Raw genomic sequence first — 23,227 nt, forward strand, 5'->3', positions numbered from 1 at the left:
TGGAGTTAAGTGTGACGAACCTTAGGACTTTGCACTTTTATGCCACACCAGAACACGATTGCAGCTATTTAGAAAACAAAACAGCTAAAACTCTGTTTGTAGACCCGCATGCTGAAATAGACCAGTACACCTACGGTCAGCTCTCCGACTTGGGCTTCCGTCGTAGTGGTAAGCATATCTATCGCCCTCACTGTGAAGGCTGCAATGCATGCATCTCCGTTAGAATTCCTTTGGCGATTTTCCAGCTTAAGAAAAGCCAAAAACGAATAATCAACAAAAACAAAGACCTAACTGTTACTGCTAAACCAGCACAGTTTACTGAAGAGTATTACACCCTCTACTCACGCTACATCAATGAACGTCACCAAGATGGTGATATGTACCCACCAAGTCTCGACCAATTTAACTCATTCTTAGTCGAAGCTGATGAACATACGCAATTTCTAGAATTCCGAGACGGGGATTCTAATCTGCTCGCCGTCAGCGTAATTGATCGCCTCCAGAAAGGCTTATCTGCCATTTATACTTTTTATGATCCATCTTTCCCTAAACGTAGCTTAGGTACTTACTGTATCTTATGGCAGCTTCAGTATTGCCAAGATAATGGCTTAAATTATTTATATTTGGGCTATTGGGTTAAAGAGTGTCGTAAGATGAGCTACAAAGTCGCATTTCAACCATTTGAGCTCCTCATTGATGGCTACTGGACGCTAGTAAAACCCGAATAACCTGCATATATATAAACAAAACCGTATGTTGCCGTAATTGTCTTTGATAATGCCTTTTTTTTCAGGCACAATACCGCGCAATTATTCGGTCCAGAGTTTCTGGAGATCCTCAACAAGGTAGAGAATTAATGGCTAAAGAAGATAGCATTGAAATGGAAGGCACCGTGGTTGACACGCTCCCGAACACTATGTTCCGTGTTGAGCTGGAAAACGGCCACGTTGTTACTGCACACATCTCAGGTAAGATGCGTAAAAATTACATCCGTATCCTGACTGGCGATAAAGTTAAAGTAGAACTAACTCCATATGACCTAAGCAAAGGCCGTATCGTTTATCGCGCGCGTTAATCATTGCTTTCTCCCTGCTTTAGCAGGACAGAATTTAAAAAGGCAGCCTAATGGCTGCCTTTTTTGTTTCTTGAGAGACCCGCTTATGCGCAGGTCATCGCTTCTACACTGATCTCACCATCGGCATCGACGCTAATGGCAACTTCTCCACCCTCTTCGGATAGTTCGCCAAATAGAATCATCTCGGCTAACGGCTTCTTCAGCTTCTCTTGAATCAAGCGTTTCATTGGGCGTGCACCCATCTGCTCATCGTAGCCCTTCTCTGCAAACCAAGTACGGGCTTCATCATCTAGATGCAGCACAACACGCTTATCTTCTAACTGAACTTGAAGCTCAGCAAAGAACTTATCAACCACACCTTTAATAATGCCAGTTGTAAGCGCTTTGAACTGAATAATGCCATCAAGACGGTTTCGGAACTCCGGCGTGAACATCTTACGTATAGCAGCCATACCGTCAGAAGCATGATTTTGCTTAGTAAAACCAATCGAAGCACGGCTCATATCTTCCGCACCGGCATTGGTAGTCATCACCAAGATCACGTTACGGAAATCTGCTTTACGACCATTGTTGTCAGTCAAAGTACCGCTATCCATCACTTGAAGTAACAGATTAAAGACTTCTGGATGCGCCTTCTCGATCTCATCAAGTAACAGTACACAATGTGGAGACTTAGTAATCGCCTCTGTCAGCAAACCACCTTGGTCATAGCCAACATAACCCGGAGGTGCACCAATCAAACGCGATACTGTATGACGCTCCATGTACTCAGACATATCAAAGCGAACTAGCTCGATACCCATTATACGTGCAAGCTGCTGAGTCACTTCTGTTTTACCGACACCGGTTGGACCAGCGAACAAGAAGCAACCCACAGGCTTATCTGGCTCTTTAAGACCCGCTCGGGAAAGCTTGATCGCAGAAGATAGCGTATCGATCGCTTCATCCTGCCCAAGAACAACCATCTTGAGATTGCTATCCAGCTTTGCCAACTGATTCTTATCAGAGGCAGAAACACTTTTAGGTGGTATACGGGCAATCTTAGCGACAATCGCTTCGATATCTTCCGTACCGATCTCTGCTTTACGCAGTTCTTTTGGCAATAGACGCTGATAAGCCCCAGCTTCATCAATCACATCGATTGCTTTGTCGGGCATGTGCTTATCGTTGATGTAACGACCTGCTAGCTCTGCAGCTGCACGAAGTGCTTCATCGCTGTAAGCAAGTTCATGGTGTTCCTCAAAGCGACCTTTAAGGCCTTTAAGAATCGCATAAGTATCTTCGATACTAGGTTCAAGGACGTCCACTTTCTGGAAACGACGCGCTAATGCACGATCTTTCTCAAATATTCCGCGGAATTCTTGGAAAGTAGTAGAACCGATACAACGGATCTGACCTGAACTTAGCAGTGGTTTAAGTAGGTTTGATGCATCCATCGAGCCACCAGACGCTGCACCAGCACCGATAATGGTATGAATCTCATCAATAAATAGAATCGCGTGATCTTTGCCTTTGATCTCGTTTAAGAGACCTTTCAGGCGTTTCTCGAAATCACCACGGTATTTAGTACCGGCAAGCAAAGCACCCAGATCAAGTGAGTATACGATCGACTCTTTGATTATTTCAGGTACTTTATCTTCAACGATCAACTTCGCTAAACCTTCGGCAATCGCCGTTTTACCAACACCCGCCTCACCAACAAGTAGAGGATTGTTCTTACGGCGGCGAGATAAAATCTGAACGACACGCTCTACTTCGGAATCACGCCCTACAAGCGGGTCGATTCGGCCACTTTCAGCTTCTGCATTTAGATTGATCGCATATTTAGCGAGCGGGCTATCATCCTTCTCTTCGCCAGCGGCTTCACTTTCAACCGAAGAATCAGAATGCTCGTGATCGTGCTCTGACATTTTAGAAATGCCATGCGAGATGTAATTGACCGTATCGATTCGCTCAATGCCATGCTGCTGTAGAATATAAACAGCCTGACTCTCCTGTTCACTGAAAATCGCTACGAGTACGTTGGCTCCGGTAACTTCATTCTTACCAGATGACTGAACATGGAACACCGCACGCTGAAGTACTCGCTGAAATCCGAGTGTAGGCTGCGTTTCCAAATCAGGTAATGTTTCTGATAGTAAAGGCGTGGTTTCTTCGATGAATGAAGAAAGGTTCTGCCTTATACCTTCAAAGTTAGCACCACAGGCTGCAAGAACTTCATGCGCCTCATAATTATCCAACAACGCCAGCAACAAATGTTCGACAGTTATAAATTCATGTCGCTTTTCCTTTGCGGCCTGGAAAGCTGCACTGAGCGTGTCTTCGAGTTCTCGGTTTAACATAACGGTTCCTCTTCAGACTTTCTCGACTTCACATAGCAGAGGGTGATTATTATCTCTCGCATATTGATTAACTATAGCTGCTTTCGTATCAGCTACATCACGGGTAAAAATTCCACATACTCCTTTCCCTTGAGTATGGACCGATAACATAACTTGTGTAGCTTTTTCTTGGTCCATATTAAAAAACATCATGAGCACAGCCACGACGAAATCCATTGGAGTGTAGTCGTCATTCATTAAAACCACACGATACATCGATGGTTTCTTAAGTTGCGGCTTTGCTTCTTCCGTGGCTAATCCGTGATCATGATCAAAATCTTCATGTTCATCTTCATTAGACATTCGAATTACTTTTTGTTCAAAATCAATAGACATCTAACAATCTTCTAAATTTACGCTAATATTTACTATTGAACAGTGATTGTACACTTGTCACATATTCTGTGTGTGGTGCTATAATCAGAATAGCAGGATAGGCACGGCCCCAGTAGTACCTGCAACTTTTAGGGGACAACCTTTAGCCACTATTCTAGCAGCTAAAGGAAGTACGTTCAGGTTAGTAATCCAATTGTAGTTTTGGATACGGGAGTTAGTTATGCAGACAGGGAAAGTAAAGTGGTTCAACAATTCGAAAGGATATGGATTTATCCTATCAGATGAACATGAAGAGGATCTCTTTGCTCATTATTCTGCGATAGAAATAGATGGCTATAAGAGTCTCAAAGCGGGCCAACAAGTTGAGTTTGAAACCCAGCCGGGTCCAAAAGGTACTCACGCCGTTCAAATCAAACCTTTAGCAACCCAGTAATAAAAAGGTTAAATCGATAGACTAAAAAACCAGCATGGAGCTGGTTTTTTTGTGTTTAAAAGAAACCATTACATATTTTTGATGATCGCTTCACCAAACTCGGAGCTTGATAATAGCTCTGCACCATCCATAAGCCGCTCAAAATCATAGGTCACTGTTTTAGCTGCAATAGCACCATCCATACCCTTGATAATGAGATCAGCAGCTTCTAACCAACCTAAATGTCTTAACATCATCTCTGCGGATAGGATAAGCGACCCAGGGTTCACCATATCTTTGCCAGCATATTTAGGAGCCGTCCCGTGGGTTGCTTCAAATATGGCCACTTCATCTGAGATATTGGCTCCCGGTGCGATCCCTATACCGCCTACCTCTGCAGCTAAGGCATCTGAAAGGTAATCACCATTTAGATTTAGCGTTGCGACTACATCATACTCAGCAGGTCTCAGCAGAATCTGCTGTAACATCGCATCTGCAATCACATCTTTAATTATGATCTCTTTGCCTGTGTTTGGATTTTGAAAGGTCATCCAAGGGCCACCATTTTTTAGCTCAGCTCCAAACTCTTCTTGCGCCAACTCGTAACCCCAATCCTTAAAAGCACCTTCGGTAAATTTCATGATGTTCCCTTTATGTACCAACGTTAGGGACTCACGATCGTTATCAACACAGTACTGCAGCGCTTTTCTGACTAGACGTTTAGTACCTTGCTCAGAAACAGGCTTCACACCAATACCACACTGTTGATCAAAGCGGATTTTAGTAACACCCATCTCCTCTTTTAGAAAGCGAATCACTTTCTCTGCTTCAGGAGACCCAGCCTGCCACTCAACTCCAGCGTAGATATCTTCCGAATTTTCCCTGTAGATCACCATATCTACATCTTCTGGCTTGATGACTGGGCTCGGCACGCCTTTAAACCAACGCACCGGCCTTTGGCAGACATAAAGATCAAGTTCCTGTCGTAAAGCGACATTAAGAGATCGAATACCACCACCTACAGGCGTGGTTAAAGGTCCTTTAATCCCAACCACAAATTCCTTAAAAGCTTCTAAAGTTTCATCAGGAAGCCATGTATCTTGATCATAAACGGAAGTAGCCTTCTCCCCGGCATAAACTTCCATCCAAGCAATGAACCGAGCGCCACCGTAAGCTTTATTTACTGCCGCATCAACAACATTAATCATGGGTGGAGTGACATCTACCCCAATCCCATCTCCTTCTATATAGGGAATGATTGGGTTATCAGGAACATTTAATGAATGATCTTGGTTAACTGTTATCTTGCCGCCAACAGGTATGGAAATATTTTTATAACCCATAATCTACTCCAATTAGCTTACTTGCAACGCAGATACCTTAATCAGTGATATGATTGCACTATATGATCAGTATAGATCAGCAGTAATCCTGTGATTGATCACACCACGCCTTAACGAACTGAAGAACCATGAGCCAGCTATTACTTTTTAATAAACCTTTTCAAGTACTTACTCAGTTCACTACCAATGACGATAAGAGCACCTTGGCGGATTACATTAACCAGCCAAACTTTTATGCTGCAGGAAGATTAGATTACGATTCCGAAGGATTACTGATCCTTACAAACGAAGGTGCAGTACAACACTATTTAGCTAACCCGAAGTTTAAGCAGGAAAAAACGTACTGGGCACAGGTAGAAGGTGAAATGACTGATTCTGCCCTAAGTGCATTACGCAAAGGCGTTGAACTTAAAGATGGTATGACCCGCCCCGCTAAAGCAAGAGTAATTGATGAGCCTGACATCTGGCCTCGCAACCCACCGATTCGTGAGAGGAAAAACCAGCCAACAAGCTGGATAGAACTAAAAATCACTGAAGGTAAGAATCGGCAAGTAAGGCGTATGACTGCTGCAGTGGGCTTCCCTACTCTTCGACTCATTCGTTATGCAATTGGTGATTGGACACTCGATGGCTTGCAACCTGGTGCCTCAACTCTAATCGATGCTACTTTAAATCTCCCCAGAAGCAATACAAACAATACCCGCCGAAGAACGAATGGCAACCGCAGTCAAAAAACGTTCAAACAGGCAAACAAACGCACAAGAAGGTAGTTAATAGATTAATTAGCTTTCATATCCTTTCACAGACCTATATTCTTGGTATTTCACGATCAAGTATTTGATTTACTACTAGAATATTCTTAGCTACTTGATGAACACCGAGCTATCGAACTCAATGTTAAGAATAAGTCGCTAGTTGATGAAAGGAGAACGCTGATGAAACACTGTTTATCTATCATTGGTGTAATGGTTTGCATCCTAGCATCCGCCGTTTCCGCGAATGACAAAGCAATTCGCATCTATCACGACTCTGATTACACCTCTCATTCTTCCTCTGCAGATGCCATGAAAATGGGCTTTCTTACTGCGTTAGACGAAATAGATTATAAAATTGGTGACTACAGAATTGAGTTCATCAAAAAAGATCATCGAGGCAATGTAGTACGCAGCCATCGTACAATGAAACAATACCTCAAAGACCCTAAAGCTCTATTCATTCTAGGCGGATTACATTCCCCACCTTACATCAAATACCGCCAGTATATTAATGACAATGGCATTTTGCTTCTTGTTCCATGGGCAGCAGGCGGTCCCATTACTCGTCATCCTAATAGTAAAAATTGGGTATTCCGCCTTTCCGTAGACGATACAAAAGCAGGCTTAAGAATCAGCAATTACGCTGTAAATACAAAACAATGTAAAACCCCACACCTACTACTGGAAGATACGGGTTGGGGTAAATCTAATTTCAAAACAATAACCAACTACTTTGATACTAAACTTTCCATTACACCTGAAGTCACATGGTTTAACTGGAACACAAAAGAAAATGCAGCCAAATTAATTTTAAGAGAAATTGCTAAATCCGACAGTGACTGCGTTATCTTCGTTGGTAACGCTATAGAAGGCGCTACCTTTATGACAGCCATGACAGAGGTTGAACAATTCAATCTACCTGTCCTATCTCATTGGGGAATTACCGGCGGTAACTTCCCACAAAAATTAGGCTCCAGCACTTTATCGAAACTCGATTTAAGTTTTATTCAAAGCTGCTTTTCATTTGTCAGTTCAGAAGAAACCCCATTTAGCCAATCTGTTTTTGCCCGAGGTCAGAAACTATTCCCTAATGCGATGAGCGATTACCGGTCCCTTAAATCACCAACGGGATTCACTCATGCGTACGATTTAGCTAAGGTCGCTATCCAAGCTATGCAGGAGATACCTCTTAGTGATGATATGGTAAAGAACAGGCAGTTACTAAAAGAGAAATTGGAAGCGTTAAACACTCCCGTAAAGGGCCTCATAAAAACTTACCACAAGCCTTACTCGCCATTTACGCAATCCAACTTAGATGCCCATGAAGCACTGGGACTATCTGATCTATGTATGGCCAAATTTACACCAGATGGCGTTATTGAAGTCATGCAAAACACTAGTCGTTAACACCTTTGATAGTTGAGTTTCAGGATGCAGCCAAAAGCAAATCGCTTTAAGCTTTCAACAGATACACTATTCTATCTGTTTATCGTTTCGTTTTTCGCGATAGCTTTAGTTTCCAGTTATTTAGCGATCGGCGAACGAGTTCGAAATACAACTGTAAATTTTCAAAAACAAACCACCAGCGCACAAGCCGCGAATGCAGCCTTATCGATTGGTAGTTATGTTGATGACCGAATTCTCTTCTTACAAGATTTAGCCAAGCACCCTCTACTTACAAGTGCCGTTATGGCAACACTAGACTCCAAAGAGAACTTAGTAGATTTCTTAGACTCTCTGCTAATTCTTGGACAAAACGAGGCTATTTACTTGCTGAATATTGTAGGTGAACCAATATATGGTCCTAAAAGCCAGCCGCTGAATTTGGACTTAGAAAATGAGATATGGTTTGAAGATATTCTTAGCGGCAACAAACCATGGGCGATATTAAAACACCGCAAGAATGAGCAATGGCAATTTTCCATCGCCGTTTCGGTCAATTACAACGGTGCAAGCGAAGGCGTACTCCTCGTTCATTTTGCTAAAGATATTAGTACATTATTCGCAACACAAGAGCTGGGCACAGGAATAAAGATCAGAGGGGACTATCTGGATTACTCTTCGTTAACAGACACTATTGAATACCAAAAAGTCGGTACTCAAATAGCAGGAAAAACACAGCTCACGGTTGAATATTACATCGACCAACAAGGACTAACGTCGGAAGTAAACGACGTTATCCAAAGTATTTTCATCGGCCTCTTAATAGCCTTTCTTGTCGTTTTTATCCTTTTATTCTGGCTTGGTAAAAAGTTTTTTATCAATCCGCTTAAGGCCGTGAAACAATCAGAAAAAGAGCTACGTGACGAGCAAAATAGAAACAGGGTTTTGCTAAAAGCTCTCGAAGTTAGCCCAGTTGGTGTAACCGTTGCTGACGCTACAAAATCCGACATGCCAATAATCTACAGCAATAACGCTTTTCTCAATATCACCGGCTATAACGAAGATGAAGTGCTAGGGAAGAACCACCGTATTCTTGCCGGCCCCAAAACCAACCCAGCCACAGTACAAAAAATAGCAACAGCGTTAAAAAATAACGAAAATATCAAAGTTGAAATCCAAAATTACACCAAAGGTGGAATGCCATTTTGGAATGAAGTAGCCATCGCTCCCGTTTTTGACGATCAAAACAATTTAACTGCCTTTGTTGGCGTCGAAAATGATATCAGTGAGAAGATAAGGCGTGAGCATGAACTATCTGAGACCGCACGGCAGCTAGAGCTAGTGGTCGACTCAACTGAGGTAGGCATTTGGGACTTGAGAGTCCAAACAGGTGAATTAAGTCTCAATGAACGTTGGGCCGAAATTCTTGGTTACACCTTAGATGAGTTGCAACCGATAACCATCGATACTGTTGAACATCTAATACACCCTGATGACATTCAGTCATCAAGCCATCAATTAGATAAATACTGCAGTAAAGCCAATGATCGTTATAGCTGCGAACTAAGAATGAAACATAAAAATGGCCAATGGACTTGGTTATTAGACGCCAGCAAAGTCGTTGAATGGGACAATGACGGAAATCCCGTTCGTATTATTGGAACTCACCTAGATATTACGAATCAAAAGCTATCTGAAGAATCTCTCTTAAAAGCAAAAAACGAAGCTGAACAAGCAAGTATTGCGAAGAGTGAATTCCTTGCCAATATGAGTCACGAGATAAGAACGCCAATGAATGGTGTTATCGGAATGACGAATATATTGCTCGATAGCGGCTTAAACCAACAACAACTCGACTATGCCAATACCGTAAAAAACAGTGCCGATTCCCTGCTAACCATTATCAACGATATCCTAGACTTCTCCAAGGTAGAGTCAGGCAAATTAGAGTTAGAATCGGTAGATTTTAATATGGGTCAGTTGCTAGACGAGGTTGGAACAGCCTTAGCCACACGTGCCCATGAGAAAAACCTAGAACTCATTTGCCCCGCCACCTCGATTACTAATCAATGGTTCAATGCTGATCCAAGCCGTATTCGCCAGATCTTAGTTAACCTTATCGGTAACGCATGTAAGTTTACCGAATCAGGCCAAGTAGCCGTTTTCTATGAATCTAAGCAAGTCACACCTAAGCAAAGTGATATAGTGATCAAGGTGGTTGATACCGGCATTGGATTAGACGCAGAGCAACAGGCTCGATTATTTGAACGCTTTAGTCAGGCTGACGGCTCTACTACCCGAAAATATGGTGGTACCGGTTTAGGGCTTTCGATCAGCCGACAGCTAGTCGAGTTGATGGGTGGTGAAATTGGTGTAGACAGTCAACTCGGTAAAGGCTCGACATTCTGGATAAGCTTGACGCTAGCCCATGCTACTCCAGAGCCAATTACTCAGCCAATCGAAGCATTACAAAACAAAAAGATCTTGGTGATTGATCCTAATGAAACCAATCTAAATCTACTCGGAGATATATTAACGAGCTGGAAAATAGAGCATGAGCTGACCTCGAAAGCCGAAACCGGTTTTGAAAAGTTGAAAGCGGCCTCAACAGCCAAAATGCCTTTTGATATAACGATCATCAATCAAAAGCTATCCGATATGGATGCTATCGAGTTTGCCACACGCTGCAAACACGAACCTCAGTTAGCAGCCAACAAACTTCTTGTTCAAACAGTCAGCAATCAAAACTTTGATAAAGAAAGGTTTGATAAAAACAGCTTACACAGTCTTATCGCTAAACCGATCAACCAAAGTCAGCTTTTTAATAAATTATTAGATCTTGTCCAAGTTAAGCAACAAAACACCTCAACAAAACCTACTACCCATAAAAAAGCAGCGCAGTCGTTTAATGGCAAAGTTTTACTTGTAGAAGACAACATTACCAATCAGGCCGTAGCACGCGCTTTATTAGAGCAGCTCGGACTAAAAATTGATGTCGCAGCTAATGGTGAGGAAGCATTTTCAGCCCTCGATATGATCCAATACGATCTCGTCTTTATGGATTGCCAAATGCCGGTTATGGATGGCTACGAAGCTACCAGAGCGATTAGGGAAGAAAGTAAATTTAAAAACTTGCCTATCATTGCCATGACCGCAAATGCCATGGCAGGCGATAGAGAAAAGTGCCTTCAAGCCGGTATGAGTGATTACATATCAAAACCAATCAATGCCGAGCGCTTAATCCAAGCACTTAATCATTGGCTTCCTGATGACAAAAAATCCACGCCCAACAAAGAGCAAGGTGCTTATAACATTGAAGACAAACCGCTAGTATGGGACCGCGCAAGCGCACTCAAACGCTTAATGATGAACGATAAACTGCTCGTTAAAGTGCTTGAAGCCTATCTTCAGAACTCAGCTGAACTGATTGAAAACACACAACATGCGTTCAGAAATCAGCAATGGGAAAAGTTAAGGCAGCAAGCTCATAATATTAAAGGCATGGCCTTAAACTTGTCAGCCCCACAGCTAAACGATATTTGTAAGAAGCTTGAAATAGAAGCCGCAGATCAAAATCAGGAAGTGCTTGAAAAACTACTTCCTGAGTTCGTAACCACAGCCAATGCCCTATCTGATGAATTTGAGAAATACCTTTCAAAGAATGAGCATATTGTCACTCAGGAAAACTAACTTTCTAAAATTTCGACCGTTTCTATAGCTCCTAATCCATACTCAATGCAGTTTTAAGGCGTGATAATAAACCATCCTTATTTTCTATCGATTCCGCCAATTTTACTGAGCCAGTTGGCGCAACAACATAAGGATTAGTATTACCTTGGATTTTAGTAATCATTCGATTGCGCTCTAACTCCCATTGATCAACGGGATCTAGCTTTGCCCAAGCATTAAACAGCTTTTCCTGCTTATTACTGATACGAACGCCATACTGATCGCGCATATAAAAGTACGTACGAGCAATGTCGCCACGGCGATGTTCAGCTGGCTCGGCCTTACGCTGCTTAAAATCGACTTCCATATCACATTGCCCATAAACACGCGGTTCACCTGCTAATTGTGTGAAGCTAAAATTAGATCGATCACCATTAACCTCGCCGATTGCAGGTACAAGGTTGTGAAGGTCAGATTCCATCTTCTTAAATTTAGGGTTCTTCTTACAAGCTTTGCGTCCTCCGTCTTGCCAACATTGCAATTGATGACCAAAAGCCCAAGCCGGCATTACGTGCTCCCACTCAATACGCTTTGCTCTATTCGCGTTTTTACGTGGTGAGTAGCCACAGGATTTTAAATCTGGCACTAACTTTTTACCTTGAGCTTTATAGTCACAACCACAATAAAAGCTCTGCTGGTTATCTGCGTAGATCTCTTTAAGAATCTTTTTAGCACTACCGAAAGACTTAGGATGCTCAGCTAAAGCCAAGCCTGGGATCATTAGAAGAGCCACAGAAAAGTACTTGTACATTGGAATTCCTTTTAAAGGCGTCCAATGCCAATCGATGCTTCCTGCTTTAAATTAGTTACTAGAGTTTGAGGCCAATATGAGCGGTTAAGTAGCTACTCAAAAGCCACGACCATCATACGGCTAAAAGATAAATTTAAGCTTAACCTTGTGAAAAGAGCTGGTTCATACCATCAACAAAATCAGATTTACCACCATAAGAGGGATGACGGATATAGCGGATATCTTGATCAGGAAACGCTTTTTGCAAACAGTCCGTTCCTTTACGACCTAACCCAGCAATTACATCGGGTTGGTAAACATCCATCAGCATTTGTAACAGCTCTAAACCTTCTTCTATTTCAGCTTTTAATGGTGCCCTATTCTTTTTTTGAATACGCGAAGGATGCGGATGATAAGGGAACGAATTCCAAAAAAGCGGAACTGTGTTTTGTGAACACAAATAGCGCCAGACAATAGAGGCTGTATTCTCAGCAGTAAGCGTATCAGGGTTAAGCTCAATTTTTGGCTTTAACTGCTTCAAAAAAGGATGATCAACCTCATCAAACAACTTGCCACTGGAAAACGGAATCCCAGTTAAACGACCACCTTTAAAACCATAGGCTTCGCCCACCAAAAGAATCTTTGGTCCAGATTGCTCAAAGGCCAGTTCAATGTATCGCTTTAGGTTCTCTAATTTGGTTTCATCCCTATATGGATTAAATACAGTTAGAGTGTTTTTACGTTTGCTAAGTTTTGTGTAAAAACTTTCTAGATTAGGCATTTAACAAAGTCACAAGTTTATGCGTTAAAAACATGATCGATACAACGGCTAGACCAAATACGTAAAGCCCCCAATGAATCTGAATTGACGCGACAGCACCGAGCTTTACAGTCACCAACAATACCGCAACCACCATCACATCAAGCATCGCCCAACGACCGTAATCATGCATCAAGCCAAGCAATTTACGTTGTTTAGCGGATATTTCATCGCTTGGCGTTGTTAATCTAAATAACAAAAATAACTTAACCAACGGTAGAACTACACTAAAGAGGAGGACCAGAACCGCTAGGATCAGATGCCCTTCAGTTAAAAGGCTATGTACACCGCCAATGACAGAAAAAGAACTCTCGAAGAAATAGAACTTGCTCATCGTCATCATCGGACTAAACAGCCCAACAGCCAGACAGATCGTCGTTAAGATCACAGCTATTCTGAGCCATAAAGACTGAGATGAAGATAAAGGGGTGAATCTATCCATGAAAGGGCCTCAAAACAAAGTAACGCAAGTATACCAATCCATAGCTGCCAAAGTGCAAACGAAACATTTCTGAGTGTTGCTTGAATGTGTTTGTTAACCTTGTGCTCTCAAGGTTTAGTGTAAAGATGCAGGCTAAATAAAGTCTGTATTTAGCCTGCGATGGAGTTGACGCTAAACCGCCATATCAATCTGTTGGACCGTTCCAACATCACCGGCTTCAGTTAAGTAGAAACCACTGGAGCGGACTCGGCCATTCTCTTGATTGTTTTCCCCTTTAATATCGAAGGGCGTTTCGGTTGAGCCTAAATAGATCGCCCCTACACCACTATCAGCCAATGATTCTAGGTAATCACTATCTTCTGTTTTATGCCATACAAGAAGATCGTCGAATATAGAATCACCCTCATCGATATAGTTGTTACCGTCCTCATCATATTGGGCAAGATCGGCAAAGCCATTACCCGTTAAAGCACCAAATAGCTCTGTACCGTCATTGATTATGCCGTCTTCATTCTTATCTAGAGCTAGCATGCCGCTTTCACCGGTGAGATAACTAATGAGTTCTTTATCACCATCAGCATCAAGATCAAATTCAAACTTCTCATCAGAAAGATCTGCGTGATTGCCTTCAAAGTTAAGGATCAATGGATCTGTAAACTCCACTACACTGGTCATCTCAAACTCGCGTGTAGCAGAGTAACTGCGCTCCATTTCAAGGTTCAGATCAAACTCTATCTGCTTACCATCAGCCGTGGTTACCATGCCACAGCTATGGAAACTGGAGCACTCATACTCCTCAACGGTTTCGGTCACCTTAAACGACATTTCCATCTTTATAGGTTGTAGTTGCATGGGTACACCGCCTATTCCATCTTCGCTCGGAATAGAATCAGCATCTGGGATCTCGACATCATCGGGAATGTCAGTTTGTATGTGTTTTGGGTTAATAGCATTTAACAGACTTTGCCAAAGCCTCGCTTTCGTAATCTCTCGTTGCTCAGCGATATTTGGCTCGTTGTCTGCAGTTCTAAATTGTAAACCTTGATCAGTTAAGACCAGAACTGAATTACCCTGAAACTGATCATCGCCTTCTGTTGATGGCTGTTGGCCAACAGCAAGAGTACTAAATAAGCTACTTTGCTCTTGGCGAAGAAACGATTTTGCTTCGCTTAACTGCGTAAGAAATCCATTGCCCTCACTCCCCCAATCAATCATTTTGGTTTGAGAGCTATATTCCGTTTTCTGATGCTCAGCACTCATATGTACATTACTTGTCTGAATAATCATTGTTCTCTCCTTGCTGATTTTTTGCGTCAATAAACCCCCGCCGTTCTATGAAAAGAAAGCGTGAATCATTTCTTCAGGGCGCAAAAAACCAGTTTTTGTGAATAACAAAAACAAAAAATCGATTGTTAATACTCAGCGGAAAATATTTGCCTAAACTCAGTGTACGTTAGGCAAAACTCATCTGTTGTCCGAGCTAAAAGCCAAGACAAATTTTCCGATAAGTAAGCTTGTATTAGGTTATTAAATTAAAAGAGATTTCCTGATGACCACTACCTCCCTTGCTGAAAGCCACGGAATACATAGGCTGGAAGAGAATAGCCCATAATAGCCATCACAAAATCGGGCTGTTTTATGTTCATTTTCAGATCCAACATTACGCGGTTCGCATCGACTAATTACGTTTGAGTAACCTTAGGTTCAGCAAAAAACGGGCCGCTATCACATTGAATATCAAAGGAATTTGAAAGATATAAAAAAAGCCGCTGAATGCGGCTTTAGAAAAGAAGAAAAATGCTCTAATCAAATTTGTAATATTTTTGATTGAGATAAGTTGCAACTGCCGATACCTCATCAGGGAACCAGCCAACATCCAGCATGGTGTTACACATCTCTACCTGAGCTTCTAATCTCGAATAAGTGTGTACTCGACGATTAGGCCTAGTGTAGATATCCGAGCTATGACAAGTTTCACAGTTAGCGTCGGTGTACACTTCCCCACGGATCGTTCGTTCCAAAGCAACAGATTCATATAACTCTTTACCCTCATCAGCATCTGAAGCTGAGACCATTCCGCAGACAAGTAGCAATAGGGTCGGTAAAACCTTAAGTTTAAGTAATGAGCTCATGATCTATACATTGGCCTCAAGTCAGGTGAATGAACAACGACGTATCAGTGAATGGTAGCGTCGTTTTATGGTTAGACACTGATAAGCACAGAATAGCTGAGCAGATGTCAGATAAGCAAACATCATCAACAAACCAAAAATACTGTATCTAGCGTATCAGAGACTAAATATATTGAGATGGTAAAAGGGAAATTGTATCCCGCGTATAAAATGAGCATCGCAATTTAATTGGCCCATTTTATATGCAGAGTACACTTTAAGCAGATTTACGCTCGTAATAATAATTATTGCTTTCAAATGCGAGTTTTTTAAGTGCTGCTATCTTTTCAGAATAAAGGTCCTTGCTGACGTACAACGCCGTATCGATAAAGCGCCTGCCTTTTTGCTTGTAACGTCGATCATTCTTACGATTTTTGTTTTCAAGAAGATAGCCTAACCTTCTATCCACTCTGTTCTTCCTTCTCTCTTTACCTTTATAGATACCTCTTTGGAATTGGAGATGCCACTCATAAGCATGAACCAAAGTTGGCATCATTGGGCTGTGCCTTTTTCCTTTTGAATTACACCAATAAAACACTGCTCGATAATCTTTTATATCCTTTATTAGCTGGAGTTTCATAGGATCACCCGAACATGATTTACATTGAATCTCGTTATCAAGCCTACTGGAGATAAAAGGGAGTTATTAACACACCGCAGGATCAATCAAGTAGGCTTGTTTATCATTTTTAATTACTTAAATCTGGAATAAGCACACCCTCAGTGATCACATGAATCACACCATTACAGGCAGGAATGTCGATATAACCTAGATCCAGTGGTGAATCATTAATGCTAAGTCCATTTACAGTCACAAACTCTTTATTCGCCATTCTGATTGTTTTACCGTCACGTTTTACAACGTATTTAGAAGTTCTTTCGCCATAGGAAACATGGTACGCCAATACTTCAATAACTCCATTCAGCGTCAAGGCACCGGCTAAAGCATTAACAACTTCCATAGTGTTAGAGGTATCCACGCCAGTTAGATCCAAAATACCCGCTTCTTGCAGTGCAACCACAGTATTTAAGAATGCTTGATCATTTGGAGCAAATAGCGTCACAGTTCTATCTTCATTGGTAAGGACATCAAATAGATTAGAGCTCCCAATCGTTGCTGTTACAGCACCAATAAGAAAATCGAATTCGCCTGCAGTTACACCGCTTTCATTCAATTCAACCAATTCTGTGACAATCGTACCAAGTTCGTCGGTGCACTCTTCAGCTTGAGCCACTGAACCAAAAGTTAAGCCAGCCGCGCACATCATTGCAGTTATTGTTTTTTTCATTGTTCTATACCTTCAGAGCTTAAGTGGGTTAATCAAACATCAAAGCTGAATACGACACACCAAAGAAATAGATCAAAAAACGTACAGAAATAAATTCATATAAATTTAATTTAGAGGATTACATTTCACGTTCTCTGCAAAACTGGATAGAAAGAGTTTGAATTTATTCGTATTTCTGTAAAGCCAATGGGGATCATTCACTAGCAAAGTAACTGTGTTATCTCTAGTATGATAAATAAACCTAGGGTATATATTTACTAAACAAAAAAGTTAGATTAATTCAGCCAACACTACGATTTTGCAGGATGCAGCTCACCGTTCTTAGCCAATAAGGTTTAATAATGCTGTATCGAGCACTCTTGTATGTTCACATTTTCTTATTTAGTTTTTCGGTTCATTCATCTCCGATCTATCATATTCAAACCGAAGACTTTGCCCCTTATGCCTATGAACTCCCCAACGGAGAGATAGATGGCATGGCCTTAGATATTGTCCAATGGATGATGAATGATCTCGGTATAGATTCCGAGATTATGATGCTTCCTTGGGCCAGAGCTGTTCACAACACAAGAACTAAAAATTGGAATGTGCTGTTCTCTGTTGCACGCACACCAGAGCGAGAAGACTGGTTTCAATGGGTAGGCCCATTTTATTCCGATGAAATTTTGCTCTTTAGAAAAAAAGCAATCGGTAAACCAGCCCCTTCACCAGCAACAATTAAGCAATCTGGACTGGTCTTAGTCACTAGGGACTATCCAGAAGAAAAAATACTGACCCAACAAGGCTATAAAAATCTGGCCTATACAACAAATCCAAGTATTAGCTTAAAAATGCTTTTAGGTAATCGAGCAGATTATTTAGCACTCGGAAAAGCGGCCTTACCTTGCTTGCTCGCCAAAGACAAAATCAAGAGTGATATGGTCGAATCAACAGGTATATCGATCCACTCAACCGAACTGTATATAGCCATGTCGAAAAACACTCCAACCTCGGAAGTTCTGCGCTGGCAAAATAGTCTAGACAAACTTAAAGCGAGTCCGTCATATGAAAAATTTATCAACGAAACTCGACACTGTCAGTGATCTGACATTTTAAGAGATGACTTCATCTAACCTTTTGATCCGAGTAGCAAACAAAAGATCAAAATGATCCATATTAAAAAACTAACCGTATACTTTTTTGATGATATACATGCTCAACTGATTGGAATTACTTGAAACCTTTAATCTGTCATTAGGTTTATAGCTGCTCTAATAAGATTGAATCTATGGTGATGATCATTAGCTATAGCCTTTCAAACAGAGCGTTGGGTGCTTTGTGCCTTTACTTACCTCACGAGAGCCCCCGGTTAGAGTCTGGCAATTTGCCAGGCTCGTTTTTTTAATGGGTAGCATTATGAAGACTGAAGATGACTTAAAATTAGATATGGTTAAAACACTCAGTGTCTCTAATTATATACTCGATAAAGGTGAGAGAATGTCGGCCGGGCATTATGTATATTCCGGCTTACAGGCACGACATGATCATGATGGTTACACATTGACCTTATTCGATTCGGATGTAGAGCTTAACTTATTTTTCCATAATAAATACCAAGCAAATTTTGATCGAAGATCTCAGTTTGATGCCTTCCTACACAAAATCGACCGCATCTATTTTAAGCATCAGCTTAACTAACTAAGTTTTAACTAAAATTATTACTCGCTTTCCCTTCATCATCACGCCAAATTGGATATGGGTTGGTTTGTTAAAACAGCTACCCACTCTTACTTCAAGCATTCCTAAACCAATACTTTAGTAAGTATCGAGCTTACTTTAGCATGCCACATCCACTGAGAAAGCCAGTAACGCTGATAAGATAATGCCGTAAACAATATTGAGATTAGGATTTGAATAGTCTCCTGATCTAGTAGAGGCCAAATCAAGCACCACCCCATAAATCATAACTATAAAAAGGACAGGAATTTTGAAACAGATACTCACTTCAATCGCACTTGTGTTAGTTAGCATCTCTACCGTTTATGCTGGCAAGCCATCAGCAATCAGCTTTAACGGGGACGAATATACATACAGAGCGACCGAAAGCTCTGCACACCAATATACACCTGCGGATCAAGTGGATCTTTCTTCACACAAAGATATGATTTCCTTCACGTTCGCAGAAGAAGTGAAAACAAAGTCTGATTTAAAACCTTTCGCAGAAAATTTTTAGCCGCGTACAACGGTAAAGGAAAGATAATTAAAGCGATCGCCGGCCCAGACCCACATGGCCCTAGCCTGTTCCTTCTAGCCACAATGACAACCAGCGATACAAGCTCAGACGCAAATATGTTCCTAATCAGCGTAGAGAACCAAACTGGTGTTGTAATGAACTACTCCCACCGCGTTTATGGCAAAGATCAAAGCAAAGCGGTCATGGATTGGTTTAATGCTAATGGTCATAAAATGGAATCCACTCTGATGTCTTTCAAACAGTTTCCGAAAGCAAAAGAGTTCAAGTAACGCCAACTGAATAAGCAAAGGGGAATCCTATCCCCTTTGTAATCGAAGCCACTCACTCCAATCCTCGGCTTTCTAAATAACCAGAGCTATTAAGGCTTACACATGTATAAACTCATTATTTCCAGCTTATTGAGCCTAACATTCCTGCTATCGCCTCACGCTGCTGCTAAGAACTGTGAAGATGCTAAAACCAGTATCCAGATGAATCGATGCGCGGCTATTAAACTCGAAGTTGCACACCACCAAATGACAAAGTATTTTGACGCAACTTACAAGCTTTATGCCACAAACCCAACAGAGCTCGAGAGCATCAAAGTTGACCAACAAGACTGGGAAACATACATAGCGTCACACTGTGATTCTATCTATGCGATCTGGGAAGAAAGCCGAAAGAAAGCATTCGTATCTATTTTTTGCATGACAAATAAAACCGACGAGAGAACAGCAGAGATATGGAAGACATACTTATCAAACACTAATAAACCCGTGTTACCTAAGCCCCATAAGTAACACGTTTTTGAGCATGAAAACCTAAATAAAAAGCCTCGCTACTTAGCGAGGCTTTTTAACTATGAGATCAATATTTATCACTATTCGGTTAAATCCTTTAGATATCGCGAATATGATTTAGAAAATCATTTGGCTGCACAACGCCAATAAGCGTTTTATGATCGAGCTTTGCACCTTCGCGATCATAGAAGATAAGTGCCGGCGGGCCGATCAGTGCGTAATCTTTATTAAGCTTTTTAGCCGGTTCGTCATTAGCTGTGACATCTACCTTAATCACTCGGTAAGGCGCTAAAGCATTTTGCACTCGCGAGTCCGCGAAGGTAACCACTTCTAGTTCTATACAAGCGACACACCAATCAGCGTAGAAATCTAGCATTACTGGCTGCCCATTGGCTTTGGCAATCTCTAACTCACTATTAAGTGCTTCTGGCGTTGTCACTTTTATAAAAGGTAGAACCTCAGCTTGTGCAGACTGATCACCTGCAAATGCTTTTAATGGGTATCTAAAGCTATTACCACCGGCCAACGCACCGATCATTAGTGACAAGCCATAAAGCAGAATAATTAAACCTAAACCTTTCGCAAGGTTCTCTTTAGCAGTTTTCGCTTTAGACAGCACACCCATATAGACAGCCGATACAACTAGGATGATCGCAGTTAGCCACATTGAAACGACGGTAGGTACAATGCGATCAAGCATCCAAACGGCCATCAACAACAGTAGCACGCCAAATACCGCTTTGACCTTGTTCATCCATAGGCCAGCATGTGGAAGTAGCTTTCCTGCAGAAGCGCCAACCAATAGAAGTGGTACGCCCATGCCTAAGCTCATCGCAAATAACGCACTACCACCTAGGAATGGATCACCTGTTTGGCCGATATAGATTAATGCGCCTGCTAAAGGAGCCGCCATACAAGGGCCTACAATAAGTGCAGATAAGAAGCCCATAATCGCCACACCGGCGACCGTGCCGCCCTTCTGGCTGTTGCTCGCCTGACTTAAACGGGTCTGAATGCTGTTTGGCAGTTGAAGTTCGTAAAAACCAAACATCGATAAAGAGAGCAAAACGAAGATCAAACTGAAGCTGCCGATAATCCAAGCATTTTGGAAAAGCGCCTGAACATTTTCGCCAAACAATCCTGCGAGTACCCCTGCAATGGTGTAAGTGATCGATACAGCCAGAACATAGACTAGAGATAGTCCAAAGCCCTTAGCCGTCGATACATGCTTACCCTGCCCAGCAATGATACTGGATAGAATTGGAATCATCGGAAAGACACAAGGCGTTAAGGATAGCGCTAGACCTGCTACGAAGAACGCACCCAATGTAACAATCAAGCTGCCCTGAGATAGCATCTGCGCAAAACGATCCTGCTCTGTCACTGCAGGCGCATTGATGGTTTGCATGGTTGCTGGAGCGGCACTCATATCAGTAGCTGATTGAGAAGGGGTAAATGCTGCTATTGAGATCTCTTTAGTGACTGGCGGATAGCAAACGCCTCCGTCCCAACAGCCTTGATAGGTGATGGTTAGCTTGTCATCTTTTGCTGGATCAACTTTGCTGAGCAGCGACAGATCAATTTCAGCGCGGTCGTAATAAACCCAAACCTGACCAAACAACGGGTCATCTTTTAATTCTGCTGGCGCATTCTTACGCGAGATTATCTGCGTTGTTTCGCCATCTTTAAGCTCAATTCTGTCTCTATAGAGGTAATACTCATCTGGCATATCCCAGATCAGCTTTAAAGTATCACCTTCTTGGACATGACCAAAAACAAACGCTTTTTCTACCTGAACAGGGCCCTTTTCACCAAAAGGGTTTTGATCAAATAGTCCCGCTGTCACACTCGGGGAAGCTACAGATAAGATAAGTAAAAACTGTAACCAAAAAACTCGTTTAAATAGATACAACACAGCGTTTCCTATGGATTAATCTCGCAGACGCTTGATTGACAACTTTTATTCCTAACAGTTCGCTATCAATCGGATTTACATAGTTTACCACGCCTTATTTATCGAACAGCACTCGTAAAAGCACTTTAATTAGTAGAAACAACTGCCATTGTTTTGATTTGGCGCAGAATAGACCATCTGCATACTTATAACCTTCATAGGTTTATGGTAAAACAAGCGACACATTGACAAAGAGTCTAGAGAGCCCCAGCGCTAAAAGCGCTCAATAACGTTAAATAGCTCTCTAATGTAGGATAAGAACTAATGACCGATACACGTGTTGAAGATTTAAATATCGAATCAAATAGCGTTCTGATTTCCCCAGATGCGCTTAAGGCTGAAATGCCAATTTCTGAGAAAGCAGCTCAAGCAGTTATGCAAGGCCGCTCTGTTGTTCGTGATATTCTTGACCGTAAGGACCCTCGTTTATTCGTTGTTGTGGGCCCTTGCTCTATTCACGATACAGAAGCAGCAATCGAGTATGGTAAAAAGCTGGTTGAGCTTCAGGAAAAAGTTAAAGATTCCTTGTATCTGGTTATGCGCGTGTATTTTGAAAAACCACGTACAACTGTAGGCTGGAAAGGTCTGATTAACGACCCAGATTTGAATGACTCTTTCGAGATTGAAAAAGGCCTGCACACTGCACGTAAACTTCTTTTAGATCTATCTGAAATGGGTTTGCCACTAGCAACTGAAGCACTAGACCCAATTTCTCCACAGTACATGCAAGATCTGATCTCTTGGTCTGCAATCGGCGCGCGTACTACTGAGTCTCAGACTCACCGTGAGATGTCTTCTGGTCTATCTTGTGCTGTAGGTTTCAAAAACGGTACTGATGGCGGCCTAGAGGTTGCTACAAACGCACTTAAATCTGTTAGCGCGCCACACCGCTTCCTAGGTATCAATGAGAGCGGTCAGGTTTCTATCGTACACACTAAAGGTAACCAGTACGGTCACGTTGTACTTCGTGGTGGTGGCGGTAAGCCAAACTACGATTCAGTAAACGTAGCGCTTTGCGAACAAGCACTTGATAAAGCAGGCCTAGCAAACAACATTATGATTGATTGCAGCCACGCAAACTCAAGCAAAGACCCAGCTCTTCAGCCGCTTGTTGCTGAAAATGCGACCAACCAAATCATTGATGGCAACAAATCTATTGTTGGCCTGATGATTGAAAGTAACCTTGCCTGGGGCAACCAGTCTATTCCTGCAGATCTAAGCGAGCTTGAATACGGCGTATCTGTAACAGATGCTTGTATCGACTGGGAAACAACTGAGAAGTGCCTAGTTGAGATGAACGAGAAGCTGAAGCCTGCACTAGCTAATCGCTAATAGACTCTGCATTCTACAAAAAAAAGCGCACAGGGTAACCCATGCGCTTTTTTTAGTTTTCGG

23 protein-coding genes are annotated in these 23,227 nt (G+C 41.9%); 12 read left to right on the forward strand and 11 right to left on the reverse strand.

The genetic code is table 11. The features are described 5' to 3' along the window. Window positions 1-11: 11 nt before the first annotated feature. Window positions 12-728 carry an arginyltransferase gene (locus ACMXYW_RS08895; RefSeq protein ID WP_415903761.1) on the forward strand — a complete coding sequence of 239 codons (717 nt, stop codon included), beginning with the start codon at window positions 12-14 and terminating at the stop codon, window positions 726-728. 128 nt (window positions 729-856) lie between these two features. After that, on the forward strand, window positions 857-1,075 hold the full coding sequence (gene infA, locus ACMXYW_RS08900) for a translation initiation factor IF-1 (RefSeq protein ID WP_027853708.1): 219 nt from the start codon (window positions 857-859) through the stop codon (window positions 1,073-1,075). Window positions 1,076-1,158: 83 nt separating this feature from the next. Here infA and clpA read toward each other — a convergent pair whose 3' ends face one another. Beyond that, the gene (clpA, locus tag ACMXYW_RS08905) at window positions 1,159-3,417 is read right to left on the reverse strand and encodes an ATP-dependent Clp protease ATP-binding subunit ClpA (RefSeq protein ID WP_415903762.1); all 2,259 of its coding nucleotides are present in this window, start codon (window positions 3,415-3,417) and stop codon (window positions 1,159-1,161) included. Window positions 3,418-3,429: 12 nt separating this feature from the next. Next, window positions 3,430-3,792, reverse strand: a complete 363-nt coding sequence (clpS, locus tag ACMXYW_RS08910) for an ATP-dependent Clp protease adapter ClpS (protein WP_415900968.1) — start codon at window positions 3,790-3,792, stop codon at window positions 3,430-3,432. 220 nt (window positions 3,793-4,012) lie between these two features. Between clpS and cspD the strand changes: the two genes are divergently transcribed. After that, complete coding sequence (gene cspD / locus ACMXYW_RS08915) at window positions 4,013-4,225, forward strand: cold shock domain-containing protein CspD (RefSeq protein ID WP_415903763.1); 213 nt, start codon at window positions 4,013-4,015, stop codon at window positions 4,223-4,225. Between the two features lie 68 nt (window positions 4,226-4,293). Here cspD and icd read toward each other — a convergent pair whose 3' ends face one another. Next, window positions 4,294-5,547 (reverse strand): NADP-dependent isocitrate dehydrogenase, encoded by a 1,254-nt coding sequence (gene icd, locus ACMXYW_RS08920; protein WP_415903764.1) that lies wholly within the window; start codon window positions 5,545-5,547, stop codon window positions 4,294-4,296. Window positions 5,548-5,675: 128 nt separating this feature from the next. On the opposite strand from icd, the gene ACMXYW_RS08925 reads away from it, so the two are divergent. From ACMXYW_RS08925 to ACMXYW_RS08935, 3 genes are all read left to right on the forward strand, one after another. Further along, window positions 5,676-6,317, forward strand: a complete 642-nt coding sequence (locus ACMXYW_RS08925; protein ID WP_415903765.1) for a pseudouridine synthase — start codon at window positions 5,676-5,678, stop codon at window positions 6,315-6,317. A gap of 165 nt (window positions 6,318-6,482) precedes the next feature. Continuing rightward, entirely contained in the window at window positions 6,483-7,709 is a 1,227-nt protein-coding gene (locus ACMXYW_RS08930) for an ABC transporter substrate-binding protein (RefSeq protein WP_415903766.1), read from the forward strand. A gap of 24 nt (window positions 7,710-7,733) precedes the next feature. Further along, a complete protein-coding gene (locus ACMXYW_RS08935; protein ID WP_415903768.1) occupies window positions 7,734-11,375 on the forward strand; it encodes a response regulator in 3,642 nt (1,213 codons plus the stop codon). Between the two features lie 31 nt (window positions 11,376-11,406). Here the strand turns inward: ACMXYW_RS08935 and ACMXYW_RS08940 are convergent, their stop codons facing one another. The 7 genes from ACMXYW_RS08940 to ACMXYW_RS08970 all read right to left on the reverse strand — a co-directional run bounded on the left by ACMXYW_RS08940 (window position 11,407) and on the right by ACMXYW_RS08970 (window position 16,866). Continuing rightward, complete coding sequence (locus ACMXYW_RS08940) at window positions 11,407-12,165, reverse strand: endonuclease (protein ID WP_415903769.1); 759 nt, start codon at window positions 12,163-12,165, stop codon at window positions 11,407-11,409. Between the two features lie 139 nt (window positions 12,166-12,304). Continuing rightward, the gene (locus ACMXYW_RS08945; RefSeq protein ID WP_415903770.1) at window positions 12,305-12,925 is read right to left on the reverse strand and encodes a uracil-DNA glycosylase; all 621 of its coding nucleotides are present in this window, start codon (window positions 12,923-12,925) and stop codon (window positions 12,305-12,307) included. After that, a complete protein-coding gene (locus tag ACMXYW_RS08950) occupies window positions 12,918-13,406 on the reverse strand; it encodes a paraquat-inducible protein A (RefSeq protein ID WP_415903771.1) in 489 nt (162 codons plus the stop codon). The genes ACMXYW_RS08945 and ACMXYW_RS08950 overlap by 8 nt, the downstream gene beginning before the upstream one ends. A 171-nt stretch (window positions 13,407-13,577) precedes the next feature. Then, window positions 13,578-14,693 carry a hypothetical protein gene (locus ACMXYW_RS08955; RefSeq protein ID WP_415903772.1) on the reverse strand — a complete coding sequence of 372 codons (1,116 nt, stop codon included), beginning with the start codon at window positions 14,691-14,693 and terminating at the stop codon, window positions 13,578-13,580. A 515-nt stretch (window positions 14,694-15,208) separates the two neighbouring features. Then, window positions 15,209-15,538 (reverse strand): hypothetical protein, encoded by a 330-nt coding sequence (locus tag ACMXYW_RS08960; RefSeq protein WP_415903773.1) that lies wholly within the window; start codon window positions 15,536-15,538, stop codon window positions 15,209-15,211. Between the two features lie 256 nt (window positions 15,539-15,794). Continuing rightward, on the reverse strand, window positions 15,795-16,157 hold the full coding sequence (locus tag ACMXYW_RS08965) for a hypothetical protein (protein WP_415903775.1): 363 nt from the start codon (window positions 16,155-16,157) through the stop codon (window positions 15,795-15,797). Window positions 16,158-16,266: 109 nt separating this feature from the next. Beyond that, window positions 16,267-16,866 (reverse strand): fasciclin domain-containing protein, encoded by a 600-nt coding sequence (locus ACMXYW_RS08970; protein WP_415903776.1) that lies wholly within the window; start codon window positions 16,864-16,866, stop codon window positions 16,267-16,269. A gap of 341 nt (window positions 16,867-17,207) precedes the next feature. Here ACMXYW_RS08970 and ACMXYW_RS08975 point away from each other — a divergent pair, with 341 nt between their 5' ends. The 5 genes from ACMXYW_RS08975 to ACMXYW_RS08995 all read left to right on the forward strand — a co-directional run bounded on the left by ACMXYW_RS08975 (window position 17,208) and on the right by ACMXYW_RS08995 (window position 19,878). Next, window positions 17,208-17,948 carry a substrate-binding periplasmic protein gene (locus ACMXYW_RS08975; RefSeq protein WP_415903777.1) on the forward strand — a complete coding sequence of 247 codons (741 nt, stop codon included), beginning with the start codon at window positions 17,208-17,210 and terminating at the stop codon, window positions 17,946-17,948. Between the two features lie 313 nt (window positions 17,949-18,261). Beyond that, entirely contained in the window at window positions 18,262-18,543 is a 282-nt protein-coding gene (locus ACMXYW_RS08980) for a DUF3081 family protein (protein ID WP_415903778.1), read from the forward strand. 289 nt (window positions 18,544-18,832) lie between these two features. Further along, window positions 18,833-19,078: a hypothetical protein gene (locus tag ACMXYW_RS08985; protein ID WP_415903779.1), complete on the forward strand. Its 246-nt coding sequence runs from the start codon at window positions 18,833-18,835 to the stop codon at window positions 19,076-19,078. A gap of 116 nt (window positions 19,079-19,194) precedes the next feature. After that, complete coding sequence (locus tag ACMXYW_RS08990) at window positions 19,195-19,368, forward strand: hypothetical protein (protein WP_415903780.1); 174 nt, start codon at window positions 19,195-19,197, stop codon at window positions 19,366-19,368. Between the two features lie 102 nt (window positions 19,369-19,470). Further along, a complete protein-coding gene (locus ACMXYW_RS08995; protein ID WP_415903781.1) occupies window positions 19,471-19,878 on the forward strand; it encodes a lysozyme inhibitor LprI family protein in 408 nt (135 codons plus the stop codon). A gap of 97 nt (window positions 19,879-19,975) precedes the next feature. Here the strand turns inward: ACMXYW_RS08995 and dsbD are convergent, their stop codons facing one another. Then, a complete protein-coding gene (gene dsbD / locus ACMXYW_RS09000) occupies window positions 19,976-21,793 on the reverse strand; it encodes a protein-disulfide reductase DsbD (protein WP_415903782.1) in 1,818 nt (605 codons plus the stop codon). 303 nt (window positions 21,794-22,096) lie between these two features. On the opposite strand from dsbD, the gene ACMXYW_RS09005 reads away from it, so the two are divergent. After that, window positions 22,097-23,164 carry a 3-deoxy-7-phosphoheptulonate synthase gene (locus ACMXYW_RS09005; RefSeq protein WP_415884899.1) on the forward strand — a complete coding sequence of 356 codons (1,068 nt, stop codon included), beginning with the start codon at window positions 22,097-22,099 and terminating at the stop codon, window positions 23,162-23,164. Window positions 23,165-23,227: the final 63 nt, after the last annotated feature.

This window comes from Neptuniibacter sp. QD48_55 (genome assembly GCF_047778115.1).
Classification (GTDB): Bacteria; Pseudomonadota; Gammaproteobacteria; order Pseudomonadales; family Balneatricaceae; genus Neptuniibacter.

Bases quoted from the DNA above. Each gene is read 5' to 3' on its own strand.
- ACMXYW_RS09005 (WP_415884899.1), top strand. From the start codon at position 22,097: ATGACCGATACACGTGTTGAAGATTTAAATATCGAATCAAATAGCGTT.
- clpS (WP_415900968.1), bottom strand. From the start codon at position 3,792: ATGTCTATTGATTTTGAACAAAAAGTAATTCGAATGTCTAATGAAGAT.
- ACMXYW_RS08970 (WP_415903776.1), bottom strand. From the start codon at position 16,866: ATGAAAAAAACAATAACTGCAATGATGTGCGCGGCTGGCTTAACTTTT.
- ACMXYW_RS08960 (WP_415903773.1), bottom strand. From the start codon at position 15,538: ATGAGCTCATTACTTAAACTTAAGGTTTTACCGACCCTATTGCTACTT.
- ACMXYW_RS08975 (WP_415903777.1), top strand. From the start codon at position 17,208: ATGCTGTATCGAGCACTCTTGTATGTTCACATTTTCTTATTTAGTTTT.
- ACMXYW_RS08965 (WP_415903775.1), bottom strand. From the start codon at position 16,157: ATGAAACTCCAGCTAATAAAGGATATAAAAGATTATCGAGCAGTGTTT.
- infA (WP_027853708.1), top strand. From the start codon at position 857: ATGGCTAAAGAAGATAGCATTGAAATGGAAGGCACCGTGGTTGACACG.
- ACMXYW_RS08995 (WP_415903781.1), top strand. From the start codon at position 19,471: ATGTATAAACTCATTATTTCCAGCTTATTGAGCCTAACATTCCTGCTA.
- ACMXYW_RS08980 (WP_415903778.1), top strand. From the start codon at position 18,262: ATGAAGACTGAAGATGACTTAAAATTAGATATGGTTAAAACACTCAGT.
- ACMXYW_RS08925 (WP_415903765.1), top strand. From the start codon at position 5,676: ATGAGCCAGCTATTACTTTTTAATAAACCTTTTCAAGTACTTACTCAG.
- clpA (WP_415903762.1), bottom strand. From the start codon at position 3,417: ATGTTAAACCGAGAACTCGAAGACACGCTCAGTGCAGCTTTCCAGGCC.
- ACMXYW_RS08930 (WP_415903766.1), top strand. From the start codon at position 6,483: ATGAAACACTGTTTATCTATCATTGGTGTAATGGTTTGCATCCTAGCA.
- icd (WP_415903764.1), bottom strand. From the start codon at position 5,547: ATGGGTTATAAAAATATTTCCATACCTGTTGGCGGCAAGATAACAGTT.
- ACMXYW_RS08945 (WP_415903770.1), bottom strand. From the start codon at position 12,925: ATGCCTAATCTAGAAAGTTTTTACACAAAACTTAGCAAACGTAAAAAC.
- cspD (WP_415903763.1), top strand. From the start codon at position 4,013: ATGCAGACAGGGAAAGTAAAGTGGTTCAACAATTCGAAAGGATATGGA.
- ACMXYW_RS08955 (WP_415903772.1), bottom strand. From the start codon at position 14,693: ATGATTATTCAGACAAGTAATGTACATATGAGTGCTGAGCATCAGAAA.
- ACMXYW_RS08950 (WP_415903771.1), bottom strand. From the start codon at position 13,406: ATGGATAGATTCACCCCTTTATCTTCATCTCAGTCTTTATGGCTCAGA.
- ACMXYW_RS08990 (WP_415903780.1), top strand. From the start codon at position 19,195: ATGTTCCTAATCAGCGTAGAGAACCAAACTGGTGTTGTAATGAACTAC.
- ACMXYW_RS08935 (WP_415903768.1), top strand. From the start codon at position 7,734: ATGCAGCCAAAAGCAAATCGCTTTAAGCTTTCAACAGATACACTATTC.
- ACMXYW_RS08940 (WP_415903769.1), bottom strand. From the start codon at position 12,165: ATGTACAAGTACTTTTCTGTGGCTCTTCTAATGATCCCAGGCTTGGCT.